9 protein-coding genes are annotated in these 13240 nt (G+C 54.5%); 7 read left to right on the forward strand and 2 right to left on the reverse strand.

Translation table 11 applies throughout. From position 1 onward, the window contains the following. Positions 1–25 precede the first annotated feature (25 nt). Genes B9Z46_RS14495 through B9Z46_RS14510 form a run of 4 tightly spaced genes read left to right on the forward strand, consistent with a single transcriptional unit; the run spans position 26 to position 2827 of the window. Positions 26–961, forward strand: coding sequence for a glyoxylate/hydroxypyruvate reductase A (locus B9Z46_RS14495; protein WP_108257302.1), 936 nt, complete (start codon positions 26–28; stop codon positions 959–961). Positions 962–973: 12 nt separating this feature from the next. Next, positions 974–1882 carry a hydroxymethylglutaryl-CoA lyase gene (locus tag B9Z46_RS14500; RefSeq protein WP_108257303.1) on the forward strand — a complete coding sequence of 303 codons (909 nt, stop codon included), beginning with the start codon at positions 974–976 and terminating at the stop codon, positions 1880–1882. A 34-nt stretch (positions 1883–1916) separates the two neighbouring features. Then, positions 1917–2159, forward strand: a complete 243-nt coding sequence (locus tag B9Z46_RS14505) for a DUF1289 domain-containing protein (RefSeq protein WP_108257304.1) — start codon at positions 1917–1919, stop codon at positions 2157–2159. Continuing rightward, positions 2156–2827: a 2-hydroxychromene-2-carboxylate isomerase gene (locus tag B9Z46_RS14510; protein WP_055359195.1), complete on the forward strand. Its 672-nt coding sequence runs from the start codon at positions 2156–2158 to the stop codon at positions 2825–2827. The genes B9Z46_RS14505 and B9Z46_RS14510 overlap by 4 nt, the downstream gene beginning before the upstream one ends. Positions 2828–2831: 4 nt before the next feature. Here the strand turns inward: B9Z46_RS14510 and B9Z46_RS14515 are convergent, their stop codons facing one another. Further along, positions 2832–3104: a DUF4212 domain-containing protein gene (locus B9Z46_RS14515; RefSeq protein ID WP_055359194.1), complete on the reverse strand. Its 273-nt coding sequence runs from the start codon at positions 3102–3104 to the stop codon at positions 2832–2834. 239 nt (positions 3105–3343) lie between these two features. Between B9Z46_RS14515 and B9Z46_RS14520 the strand changes: the two genes are divergently transcribed. The 3 genes from B9Z46_RS14520 to uvrA all read left to right on the forward strand — a co-directional run bounded on the left by B9Z46_RS14520 (position 3344) and on the right by uvrA (position 11846). Continuing rightward, entirely contained in the window at positions 3344–5104 is a 1761-nt protein-coding gene (locus B9Z46_RS14520) for an MFS transporter (RefSeq protein ID WP_108257305.1), read from the forward strand. Positions 5105–5378: 274 nt separating this feature from the next. Continuing rightward, positions 5379–5582, forward strand: coding sequence for a hypothetical protein (locus B9Z46_RS14525; protein WP_108257306.1), 204 nt, complete (start codon positions 5379–5381; stop codon positions 5580–5582). Positions 5583–5765: 183 nt separating this feature from the next. Further along, positions 5766–11846, forward strand: coding sequence for an excinuclease ABC subunit UvrA (gene uvrA / locus B9Z46_RS14530; RefSeq protein WP_108257307.1), 6081 nt, complete (start codon positions 5766–5768; stop codon positions 11844–11846). Positions 11847–11895: 49 nt separating this feature from the next. Here the strand turns inward: uvrA and B9Z46_RS14535 are convergent, their stop codons facing one another. Then, positions 11896–12783 (reverse strand): O-antigen ligase, encoded by an 888-nt coding sequence (locus B9Z46_RS14535; RefSeq protein WP_158268447.1) that lies wholly within the window; start codon positions 12781–12783, stop codon positions 11896–11898. Positions 12784–13240: the final 457 nt, after the last annotated feature.

Genomic DNA, 13240 nt, shown 5'->3' on the forward strand with positions numbered 1-13240 from the left:
CTTTCCAATCACTCTTGCGTTTGCCATGAAAATTGTTTTTTGCTGCACCAACACCAAAGCAGAGCCGTGGCTAGAAGGTTTTCGTCAGGCCTTGCCGGGCGTTGACATTTGGGAGTGGCAAGCGGCTCAGCCGGGTGAAGCCCCCAAGTTGGCCGACCATGCCGTGGTGTGGTCACCCCCGCAAAGTTTCTTGGATGAACAAACGCAGTTGCAAAACTTGTTCAACATTGGCGCCGGTGTCGATGCCTTGTTGAAACTCAAGATGCCTGCCAGCCTCAACATTGTGCGATTGAACGACGCAGGCATGTCGGTGCAAATGGCCGAGTACGTGTGCCATGCCGTCATTCGCTACTTCCGCGAGTTTGACCATTACGACAAAGATGCGCAGGCGCAGCGTTGGTCCTATCGCAAGCCAACATTGCGTGCCGATTTTTCGGTGGGCATTTTGGGTGCGGGCGTGTTGGGCAGTCATGTGGCCAATACTTTGCAGGCCTTTGAGTTTCCAGTGAATGTGTGGAGCCGTTCGCCCAAACACATTGAAGGCGTCAATAGCTTTTCCGGTGCCACGCAATTGCCTGAATTTTTAAAAGCCACGCGTGTCTTGGTCAACTTGTTGCCTCTCACACCCGAGACTGAAAACATCTTGAACCGTGAGCACTTGATGCAATTGCAAAAAGGCGCATACCTCATCAATGTGGCGCGTGGGCGTCATTTGGTCGAGCAAGATTTGTTGGATGCATTGGCCAATGGCCACATGGCTGGCGCCACCTTGGATGTGTTTCGCGAAGAGCCCTTGCCGCAAGCTCACGCTTTCTGGACGCATCCTCAAATCACGGTCACCCCTCACACCTCAGCGCGTACGCTGCGCGAAGAAAGCATTGCGCAAATCGCTGGCAAGATCAAAGCGGTGTATGCAGGTCAAGCCATTGAAGGCCGCGTCGACAAAGTCCGTGGCTATTAACAGAGAACATCTATGACACTTCCTTCACGCGTTAAATTGGTCGATGTAGGCCCCCGCGATGGTTTGCAAAACGAAAAGCAAGCGGTGCCAGCGGCCGTCAAAATTGAATTGGTTCATCGCTTGCAAGCAGCGGGGCTGAAAGAAATTGAAGTCACCAGCTTTGTCAGTCCCAAGTGGGTGCCCCAAATGGCCGATAACGCGGAAGTAATGGCCGGCATTCAACGGCAAGCAGGTGTTCGCTATTCAGTGCTCACCCCCAACATGCAAGGCTATCAAGCCGCGGTCCACAGCAAGCCCGATGAGATCGTGGTGTTTGCGGCCGCCAGCGAAGCCTTCAGCCAAAAGAACATCAACTGCAGCATTGAAGAAAGCATCCAACGTTTTGCGCCTGTGGTGCAAGCTGCGCGCGCAGCTGGCATTTATGTACGCGGCGCCATGTCCTGCGTGGTGGGTTGTCCCTACGAAGGCGAGGTTGCACCGTCACAGGTGGGCCGTTTGGCGCAGTTGATGAAAAGCATTGGCGTGCAACATGTGGGTGTGGCCGACACCATTGGTGTGGGCACGCCGCTCAAAGTGAAAGCGGCCATGGAGGCCACACTGCAACATTACGATGTGAACGATGTGTCGGGCCATTTTCATGACACGTATGGCCAGGCCCTGTCCAACACTTTGGCCAGTTTGGAGTTGGGTGTCTGGCAGTTTGACACCTCGGTGGCTGGCTTGGGTGGTTGCCCCTATGCCAAAGGCGCTACCGGCAATGTGGCCACCGAAGATGTGGTCTACATGCTGCACGGCATGGGCATCGACACGGGCATTGACCTCGACAAGTTGGTCGATGCTGGAGCTTTCATCAGTGATTTCTTGCAGCGCAAGTCAGGCTCGCGTGTGGCCACGGCCATCTTGAACAAACGATTAGGCTAAGCAGGGTTTTTCGCAAGCCCCTATCCTCAGCACCATGAGCCAGTTGACCCGATTGCAGATCCGTGCAGACCAAGTCTTGAATTCAGACGCGGTGCACGTGCCTTCGCCTTGCGTGTCGATCTGTGTCGTTCATCCCACGACGGGCATGTGCGAAGGATGCTTGCGCACCCTCGATGAAATTGCTGCATGGGGCCAAATGCCCAGCGCTCAGCAGCGCGGCGTCTGGCAACACATTCAAGTGCGCTGTGCCGACAAATTGCGAGGTATGGCGTCGTGAAAGAAATTCATTTCTATTTTGATTTCATTTCGCCCTATGCCTGGCTGGCCTTTCAGGCTTTACCCAAAACACTCGAAGGCATCAGCCACCGCGTGCACTATCACCCTGTGTTGTTTGGCGCCTTGCTGAAGCACCACGGTCAATTGGGTCCTGCAGAAATGCCAGGCAAGCGCGATTGGACCTATCGCCAAGTGATGTGGCTGGCCAAGCAACAAGGCACTGTTTTGAAAATGCCTGCGTCACACCCGTTCAATCCTTTGGCACTTCTGCGTTTGGCGGTGGCCACTTCCTCAAACGGCCAGCCCAATCGTTATGTCGTTGAAAGTATTTTCAAACATGTGTGGTGTGAAGGTTTGGAAGCCACCGATGCTGAGCGATTGGCCACCTTGCAAACGCATTTGCTGTCGCAGGCCTCGCTGCAAGGTGTGGCCAAAGATCCGCAATCTGACGATGTGAAGCGCATGTTGCAGCAGCAAACTGAGAGCGCCATTGCACTCGGCTTGTTTGGTGTGCCCAGCATGGTGGTCGATGGGCAAGTTTTCTGGGGGCAAGATGCATTGCCCATGTTGCGCGCTTACCTCGAGGGCGACTCGTGGTTTCAAAGTTCAGAGTGGCGTGATGTGTCGCAGCTGCCGGTAGGCATTCGCCGTGCGCCAGAGAAGAAATAAGTCTTCAGTCGCTTTGCTTTGAGGCAGCGGGCGTGGCCACTTGCCGTTCCCAGTGATTGACCAGCAGCGCATACACCCAGGTGATCGCCAAGAACACCAGCACCGAGCCTTGCGCGGCCATCCAAAATCCCACTGGCCGATCGAACATCACAAAGTTCAAATCGCGTGCAAAAAATGCCACGCAAAACGTGACGCTGGCCCACAGGCACAATAAGCACCAACGCAGTCGCGCGACACGTTTTGCAAATGCTTCTGCAGTCAAATGGCTTGTTTCCATGTGGCAATCTTCGCATGCACTTGTCGTAGCTAGCCAAGCAAGTTCTGCTTTTGCTTCGTAAATAGCACCTAGTAGTTACCCTTTGATTTCTATCCAATCCCATGATGTGAAATAAAAACAAAGGGTTTCACCCCAAACTGTCAGCCACCGTTGGTTTGGTGTCAGAGGATGGTCAGAGCTTCCCCCAAGAATCGCGCCCAAGCCTTCGTGTCGAAGGCTATTTTTTGGAGGCAGCTACTATGGCTACAACAGATCCACGTCCGATGTCAGACGAAGAAAAGAAGGTCATCTTCGCTTCGTCACTCGGCACCGTTTTCGAGTGGTACGACTTTTACTTGTACGGTTCACTCGCAGCAATCATTGCGAAACAGTTCTTCAGCGGCTTGGATGAAGGCTCTGCTTTCATTTTCGCGTTGCTGGCTTTCGCGGCTGGTTTCATCGTCCGTCCTTTCGGCGCCATCTTCTTTGGCCGCTTGGGCGACATGATTGGTCGCAAGTACACCTTCTTGGTGACCATCTTGATCATGGGCTTGTCCACGTTCATCGTGGGTATCTTGCCTAACTACGCCAGCATTGGCGTGGCTGCTCCCGTCATCCTGATCTGCTTGCGCTTGTTGCAAGGTTTGGCTTTGGGTGGTGAGTACGGTGGTGCTGCCACTTACGTGGCCGAGCACGCACCCATGGGCAAGCGCGGTGCTTACACCTCATGGATTCAGACCACGGCCACATTGGGCTTGTTCTTGTCCTTGATGGTGATTTTGGGTGTGCGCACCTACACGGGTGAAGACGCCTTTGCCGAGTGGGGCTGGCGCATTCCGTTCATTGTTTCCATTCTGTTGTTGGCCGTCTCGGTCTACATCCGTTTGAGCATGAACGAGTCACCTGCTTTCGCCAAAATGAAAGCAGAAGGCAAAACTTCTAAAGCACCTCTGACCGAATCTTTCGGTGAGTGGAAAAACTTGAAGATCGTGATCTTGGCATTGGTGGGCCTCACAGCCGGTCAAGCCGTGGTTTGGTACTCTGGCCAGTTCTACGCTTTGTTCTTCTTGACACAAGCCTTGAAGGTGGACGGCGCGACCGCCAACATCATGGTGGCGATCTCTCTGATCATTGGCACACCATTCTTCCTGGTGTTCGGTAGCTTGTCTGACAAGATTGGCCGCAAGCCCATCATCTTGGCAGGTTGCTTGTTGGCCGCTGTCACTTACTTCCCAGTGTTCAAAGCCTTGACCGCTGCAGCCAACCCCGACTTGGCCGCTGCACAAGCTAAATCACAAGTGGTGGTGACTGCAGATCCAGCCGAGTGCTCGTTCCAGTTCAACCCCACAGGTACCAAGAAGTTCACGTCGTCTTGCGACATTGCCAAGCAACGTTTGGCCAGTGCTTCTGTGAGCTACGCCAACGAAGTGGCACCTGCCGGTACACCCGCTACCATCAAGGTGGGCGAAACTTTGGTGAAAGTGAAGTACACACCTGAAGACATCGCTGAAGCCAAGGCCAAAGCCGAAGCCAAGGTGGCTGAACTCACAGCGGCACAACCTCAAGATGCCAAAGCTTTGGAAGCTGCCAACAAGTCTGTCAAAGATTTGAGCAACGAGAAAACAGCCGGCTCTACGCTGTTGGCTTCTAACTTGGGCGCTGCTTTGAAGGCTGCGGGTTACCCACCTAAGGCAGACATGGCCAAGTTTGACAAAGTCAAAGTGATCATGATCCTGACTTACTTGGTGATTTTGGTGACCATGGTGTACGGTCCTATCGCTGCCATGTTGGTAGAGATGTTCCCAACACGCATTCGTTACACGTCCATGTCCTTGCCCTACCACATCGGTAACGGTTGGTTCGGTGGTTTGTTGCCTACAACCGCTTTCGCGATCGTGGCGCAAACAGGTGACATGTACAACGGTCTCTGGTACCCCATCGTCATCGCGGCTGCTACGGTTGTGATTGGTGGCTTGTTCATCAAGGAAACCAAAGACGTTGACATCTATGCCAACGACTAATTTGTAAGCTTTCCGAGACCTTCTCGGTGCTACATTCAAGCCCTCCCTCCGTGGAGGGCTTTTTAATTGGGGCGGCTTTTTAAATGGGGTCAGATCAACATTAATTTTTAATCGAAGCGGGGGAAGTCCCAAGGGGGCTTCCTCATCTGGGGTACCAGAAATCGTTCATCCCCCTTGGGACTTCCCCCACTTCAATTGACAAAATTAATGTTGATCTGACCCCATTTAAAAATGTGCGCTCACCCTGAACAACGATATTGATTGGAGAAAACTTATGTGGAAAATTGCTGTTGGCTTTGCCATCTTCGCTGGCCTCGCTTTGTTTGTTATTTCTAAAGGTGGCGACAGCGTCGACATGACTGGTGAAAAGCACGGTTCTGAAGCTGTTCACGCACCTGCACCCGCAGCAGCCGCCCCAGCAGAAGCGCCCGCAGCGCCTGCTGCAGCACCAACTGCGCCTGCACCTGCCAGCAAGTAACTGCGCAGGGGCCTTGGCCCATCAATCAATTGGGGTCAGATCAACATTAATTTAATGTTGATCTGACCCCATTTGTTTTGACCGAGATAGCCTCACTCGGACCCATTTAATTGTGATCTGACCCCAATTAAATGAATGATGCAAGCCTAGAATGTTGGGCCTCCACCCACAAAGCTTGCCCTTATGTCCAACGGTTTTATCAAGATTCGCGGTGCTCGTCAGCACAACCTCAAAAACATTGATTTGGACATCCGCACGGGAGAGCTGACCGTGGTCACTGGGCCCAGCGGGTCGGGCAAATCGAGTTTGGTGTTTGACACGCTGTATGCCGAAGGTCAGCGGCGCTATGTGGAGACTTTCAGCGCCTATGCGCGGCAGTTTCTAGACCGCATGGACAAGCCGGCGGTGGACAAGGTGGAAGGGGTGCCACCGGCCATTGCCATCGACCAAACCAATCCGGTTAGAAGTTCGCGCTCCACGGTGGGCACGATGACGGAGTTGAACGATCACTTGAAGTTGTTGTTCGCTCGCTTGGGGCATTTGCATGATCGGGACACAGCGCGGCCTGTGAAACACGATACGCCTGAGTCGATTTATGCCGAGTTGGTTAAAAGGGCCGAAGCTGCAGGTGATCCTCGATTGGTTTTGACGTTTCCTGTTGAGTTACCTGGCAACACCACGGCGGAGCAAGTTGAGCAGTGGTTGTCGGCGAGTGGATTTACCAAGGTGCAAGCTGAACGGGAAGTCGCAACGCCTACCGGGCCCCGCAAGGTGCTGGATGTGGTGGCCGACAGGTTCAGGTTGGGCGGTGCTGAGAAGGCTCGGGTGGTGGAAGCCATTGAGGTGGCGCTGAAGCGGGGTGGGCGCTTGAATGTTTATGTGATTGGGGACGGTGCTCAATTGGGGTCAGAGCCAAATAAATTGGGGTCGGATCCTGATTTCCAAAGGAAATCTGGCTCTGACCCCAATTTATTTGGATCCGACCCCAATTCCTCCAGCATGTGGCGTTTCTCTGCGGGCCTGCATTGCCCCGAGAGTGACTTGCGTTATCCCGAACCACTGCCTTCGATGTTTTCGTTCAACTCGGCCGTGGGGGCTTGCGAAACTTGCCGTGGTTTTGGGCGCGTAATTGGTGTGGACTTGGGGCTGGTCATTCCGAATGACAAGCTCACGCTCAGAGCGGGTGCGATCAAAACGATTCAAACACCTGCATGGAAAGAAGCGCAAGACGACCTCATGCGCCATGCAGAAGCTGCTGGCATTCCGCGCGACACGCCATGGTTCAAGCTCACGGCAGAGCAACAAAAGTGGGTGATCGAAGGCTCGCCCAACTGGAACGGCAAATGGAATCAGCAGTGGTACGGCGTGCACCGCTTCTTTGCTTATCTGGAAAGCAAAGCCTACAAGATGCACATCCGCGTGCTCTTGTCCAAATACCGCAGTTACACCGAATGCGGTTCATGCGGCGGCGCACGCCTTAAAACAGACAGTCTGTTGTGGCGCATTGGCAGTGCAGAAGATGCCGATGCCACCTTGCCCAAAGAAAAACGTTTCTTGCCCAAAGGCGTGAAGTGGACACGCCAACAACTCGAAGCCTTGCCTGGCCTCAGTTTGCATGACCTCATGATCATGCCCATCGACAAGCTGCGCAACTTTTTCGATCGCATGTCGGCCACGGCCATTCAAGAAAACAGCCAAGACGGCGAAGCGCAAGCGCTCAAATTGTTGTTGGAAGAAATTACCAATCGATTGAAGTACTTGTGCGATGTGGGCATTGGCTATCTCACGTTGGACCGCCAAAGCCGCACACTCAGCGGCGGTGAAGTGCAGCGCATCAACCTCACGACCGCACTAGGCACATCACTCGTCAACACGCTGTTTGTGTTGGACGAGCCTAGCATCGGCTTGCACCCGCGCGACATGAATCGCATTACGCAAGCCATGCACCGCCTTAGAGATGCAGGCAACACACTGGTGGTGGTCGAACACGACCCCGCCGTGATGCTGGCCGCAGACCGCATGATCGACATGGGTCCGGGCCCTGGCGAGAAGGGCGGTCAGATTGTGTTTGACGGCAGCACCGCCGACTTGCGCAATGCCGACACCCTGACGGGCGCCTACTTGGGCGGCCGCAAACAAGTGGGCATGGGCTTCAAACGCTTGGTCACCGACAACACGCCGCGCCTCATTTTGGAAGGCGCCCGTGAGCACAACCTCAAAAACGTTTCGATTGATTTTCCGCTCCAGCGTTTGGTGTGTGTGACAGGTGTGAGCGGCTCAGGTAAATCCAGTTTGATTCAAGACGTCTTAGCGCCCGCTCTCTTAAGACACTTTGGCAAGAGCACCGATGCACCGGGCGCGCACGACCGCTTGTTGGGTGCCGATCATTTAAGCGATGTGGTGTTTGTCGATCAATCACCCATCGGGAAAACAGCACGCTCCAACCCCGTGAGTTATGTGGGCGCATGGGATGCACTGCGCGAAATTTTTGCGGTCGCACCTTTGTCGAAGCAGCGCGGCTACACGGCGTCTAAGTTCAGTTTCAACAGTGGCGATGGCCGATGCCCCACTTGCGGCGGTTCGGGCTTTGAACACGTGGAAATGCAATTCTTGAGCGACGTGTATTTGCGTTGCCCCGATTGCGATGGCAAACGTTATCGCCCCGAAATTTTGGAAATCACCATTGAGCGTCAAGCCATTGGTGATTTGCGCGCACGTCACTTGAATGTGGCCGATGTGCTGGACCTCACAGTGAGTGAAGCGGCCGCCTTGTTTGCGCAAGACCGCGATGTGATTCGCGCCTTGCAACCCATCGTGGATGTGGGTCTTGAATACGTGAAGCTGGGCCAACCCGTGCCCACCTTGTCGGGCGGCGAGGCGCAGCGTTTGAAGTTGGCTGGGTTCTTGGCAGGTGCTGCCAAAACTGCCACTTCCAGCAAGCAGTCGATTGCCAAGAAGGGCACCTTGTTCTTGTTCGATGAGCCGACCACAGGCTTGCACTTCGACGACATCGCCAAGCTGATGCGCGCACTGCGCAAGTTGCTAGAAGGCGGTCATTCGCTGATTGTGATTGAGCACAATTTGGATGTGATCCGCGCCAGTGATTGGCTGATTGACCTCGGCCCCGAGGGTGGTGACGCAGGGGGCTATGTGGTGGCGGAAGGCATGCCAGAAGATGTGCGCAACCATGCTACGTCGCACACTGCATTGGCTTTACGTGAATATGCAGAGGCCATGGGGGAGTTTGAAGGGGTGCTGAAAGTTGCCGAGGCTGCCAACTTGGCGGGCGACCGGGTTACGCCGGGTGCCTCATACTCTGACAAGAAATCGTTACCCGGCGCAACCCGATCACCCGCCAAGTTGGCCGGTCAATTTGGGGGCAAGAGTTCTAATGCACGCGTTCAAACTGCAGAAGACAACAGCATCCGCATTGTCAACGCCAAAGAACACAATCTTAAAAACCTCAGCGTGAATATTCCGCGTGGTCAGTTCAATGTGATCACCGGTGTCAGCGGCTCTGGCAAATCCACATTAGCCTTTGACATTCTGTTCAACGAAGGTCAACGCCGTTACCTAGAAAGTTTGAACGCCTACGCGCGCAGCATCGTGCAACCCGCAGGCCGTCCCGAGGTGGACGCGGTGTACGGCATTCCGCCCACGGTGGCCATTGAACAGCGACTGTCACGCGGTGGCCGTAAGAGTACGGTGGGCACCACTACTGAGGTGTGGCATTTCCTGCGACTGCTCTACGTCAAGCTAGGCACTCAACATTGCATTCACGACAACGCCGCCGTGGCCCCACAAACGCCCGACAGCATTGCCGCGCAGTTGATGAAAAACTTCAAAGGCCAGCACATTGGTTTGCTGGCGCCGTTGGTGATGAACCGCAAAGGCGTCTACACCGAGCTGGCCGAATGGGCACGCCCCCGTGGCTACACGCATTTGCGCGTCGATGGCAATTTCTTGCCCACGCAAAATTTTCCACGCATTGACCGTTTCAAAGAGCACACCATTGAGCTGCCAGTTGCCAGCCTCAAAATCAGTGCAGATCAAGAAAAACAACTCAGAGAGGCACTCGCCAAAACTTTGGAATTGGGCAAAGGCGTGGTCCATGTGTTGAGCGATTTGAATGGCCTGCAAGACGCCATGGAAGCCAACCAAGCCACGGCCCACATCGGCAAACTGAATGTGTTCTCCACACTCAGAGCTTGCCCTGAATGCAGCACCTCGTACAACGAACTCGATCCGCGTTTGTTCAGCTACAACAGCAAACACGGTTGGTGCCCAGAGTGCGTGGGCACCGGTGTGAAGCTAAGCAAAGACCAACGCAAGGTGTTTGACGACTCCGTCAGAGACGACGATCAAAAAGGCCGCGAGCAAAGTTTTGCTGAGCCCGAAATTGAAGACTTGATTGAGCAAGTGTGTCCGCACTGCGAAGGCACGCGCCTGAATCAAACTGCGCGCCATGTGAAGTTCACAGCGCAGCAATTGCCCATCACCGATATTGCCAGCATGAGCGTGACGGACGTGCGCAAATGGGTGCAAAGTTTGGCCAAAACCAATGAGTTGACACAAAGAGAAAACGACATCGCCCGCGACCTGCTGCCGGAAATTGAAAGCCGCTTAGAGTTCCTCGAAGAAGTAGGCTTAGGCTATCTCACGCTAGACCGCGGCGCACCCACTCTCAGCGGCGGCGAAGCACAGCGCATTCGACTGGCCGCCCAACTGGGCAGCAACTTGCAAGGCGTGTGCTATGTGCTGGACGAACCCACCATCGGTTTGCATGCACGTGACAATCAAATCTTGTTGAACGCATTGCACAAGCTAGGCGACAAAGGCAACACGCTGGTGGTAGTGGAGCACGACGAAGACACCATCAGAAGAGCCGACCACATCATCGACATTGGTCCTAGCGCAGGTAAGCGCGGTGGCAAGTTGGTGGCGCAGGGCAGTGTGAAAGACATCACCGACGCCCAAGATTCGCAGACAGGCAGATACCTGCTGCACGCCATGAAGCACCCGCTGCAAACTCGCCGATTGATGCCCGCGTTTGACGCGGTGGCCAACGCCATCCAACCAGAAAAGAAAGTTCAAGCACCTGCTGCTAAAAAGATTTCTAAAAAGGCACAAGCCGCAGCCGCCGTAGTGGCCGCCGCAGAAGCATCCAAAGCATTGAACGCCCCACAAGAAGCCATCACCACCCTCAAGTGGCTGGAACTCAAAGGCGCCAATTTGCACAACCTGCAAAACGTCAACGTGGAAATTCCATTACAACGATTGGTCGCCGTCACTGGCGTCAGCGGTTCAGGCAAATCCACCTTGGCACGCGACGTATTGCTGGCCAACGTGCAAACCCACGTGAGTCAACGCAGCACAAAAGCAGGCAGAGACGAACAAGAGGCCGGCAAGTTCCCAGCCCTCACTGGCTGCACCGAGCTCAAAGGCTTTGAAGCCATCGATCGCGTGTTGGAGGTGGACCAAACCCCCATCGGCAAAACACCGCGCAGCTGCCCCGCCACCTACATCGGTTTTTGGGACACCATCCGCAAACTCTTTGCAGAAACCTTAGAGGCCAAAGCCCGCGGCTACGCAGCAGGAAGGTTTAGCTTCAACACAGGCGAGGGGCGTTGCCACACCTGCGAAGGCCAGGGCCTCAGAACCATCGAGATGAGTTTCTTGCCCGACGTGAAAGTGCCCTGCGAAGCCTGCCATGGTGCGCGCTTCAATCCCGAAACCTTGGCCGTCACATGGCGCGGCAAAAGCATTGGCGACGTGCTCAAAATGGAAGTGGATGAAGCGGTAGGCTTCTTCGAAACCATGCCGTCCATTGCGCATCCTTTGCAACTGCTCAAAGACGTTGGCTTAGGCTACCTCACCTTAGGACAACCGAGTCCAACCCTGAGTGGCGGCGAAGCACAGCGCATCAAGTTGGTGACCGAACTGACCAAGGTGCGTGACGAAGTGGGCAAGCGCGGCAACAAAGCGCCGCACACCTTGTACGTGCTCGACGAACCCACCGTGGGCCTGCACATGGCCGACGTCGATAAACTGATTCACGTGTTGCACCGCTTGGTGAACGCGGGTCACAGCGTGTTGGTGATTGAGCACGACTTGGATGTGATTGCCGAAGCCGATTGGATCATTGACCTGGGACCCGATGGCGGCAAGGCCGGAGGTCAAGTGGTGGCCAGTGCCAGCCCTGAAGAAGTGGTGCGCTTGGGCACCCACACGGGCAAGGCTTTGAAGGCGGTTTTGGCCAGATAAGCGCAAGATCAACAAGTGCTGCCAAGGTGCAGCGCTTGTTGAGGCGAATTTAGTGCGGCGTCTCTTCACTGGCCGCCATCACCAACGCCAGTGAAATACTGAGCGACAACATGGCGCCATAGTAGTTATGAACCATGTTGGTATTCGACAAGCCCGCAGTAAGGTGCATGAACAAAATGCCCAAAATACCTTGCGCCGCGCGCGGATGGGGCACCCATAACTTGCGCACCACCAAACCCATGCCGGTGGCCAGCACCAACAAACTCAAAATGCCCATCAAGCCGTGGCTGACCCACGCGTCTAAAAACTCATGGTGCAAGTGCCCCAACTTTTGCACCTGCGCAGAATTGATTTCAAGGCCCCACTGCTTGATCATGGCAATGCTGTTCTCTTTGCCATAGCCCAACCAAGGTTGCACCTCAATGGCGTCGAGTGCTTTGCTCCACAAGAACAAGCGCGAACCTACAGACGTATTGGCCGCTTCACCGGGGTTACTTTGTGACAGGGAGGCCTCAACCCACACCTCAGACAAGCGGTGAACCACAGACGTGAGCCATGCTGGTTGGGCAGACAGCAGCCAGATGAAACACGCAAACACCACACCAAAAGCAAGCCAAGCGCGCGATTGCAAGGTGGCTCTTTTAAGCAGAGTGCGGTTGGAGGCGGCCACGTAACCCGTTAATGCCAACCAAATGAGCAGGCCGTACACCCCGCGCGATTGGCTCAAGACCACGCCCATGGCGCCCATGGCCACACTGAAAGCCCAAAATCGACGATGTCCTACCGATATTTCGGGATTCAAAACCATGGGTGCTAGCAAGCACACCAAAAAGCTCAAACTGACGGCCCATGCAATGGCATGAACCGGAGTCTCACGCCCATACAAAGCTGTAATTCCAAGTCCTGCCCAGCAGGCAATGGCCAATGTGTGACCCATTGCTCTCAATTGAAAGGAGCTTGGCCGGTAAAAAGGAGGCCAGTTAACCAAAGCAACTGCGCTCATAGCGCCCAAAACTAAGCGAACCTCTGCGTGGCGCCTGTCCCAGTCATCATGCCAAAAGGCGTGGGGTATGATTCTGATTGCAGCAGCAGCAAGGCAGGCAAAAAGCCAAATTCTTGCCGCTTCTTCTATGGCAGAAGTGCTAGATGCCGATAAATTGCCGTAGAAAGAGATGCTTTGCCTTTGCGCATTAGATTGCCCAGCATACTCAGACCGCAAAAATGCCCAAAAACCCATGAAGCACATCAGCAACCAAGAAAGTCCGCCTAATTTGGTGCTCATTGGCGCCAGCGCTAAAGTTAGCGCAAAGAATGCAAATGCAAGGGTTGGGATGGGGCGGCTAGACAATGCGGGTGTCCAATGGGATCACAGGTTTTATGATCTGAAATTATAA

The organism is Limnohabitans sp. Hippo4 (genome assembly GCF_003063605.1).
Lineage (GTDB): Bacteria > Pseudomonadota > Gammaproteobacteria > Burkholderiales > Burkholderiaceae_C > Limnohabitans_A.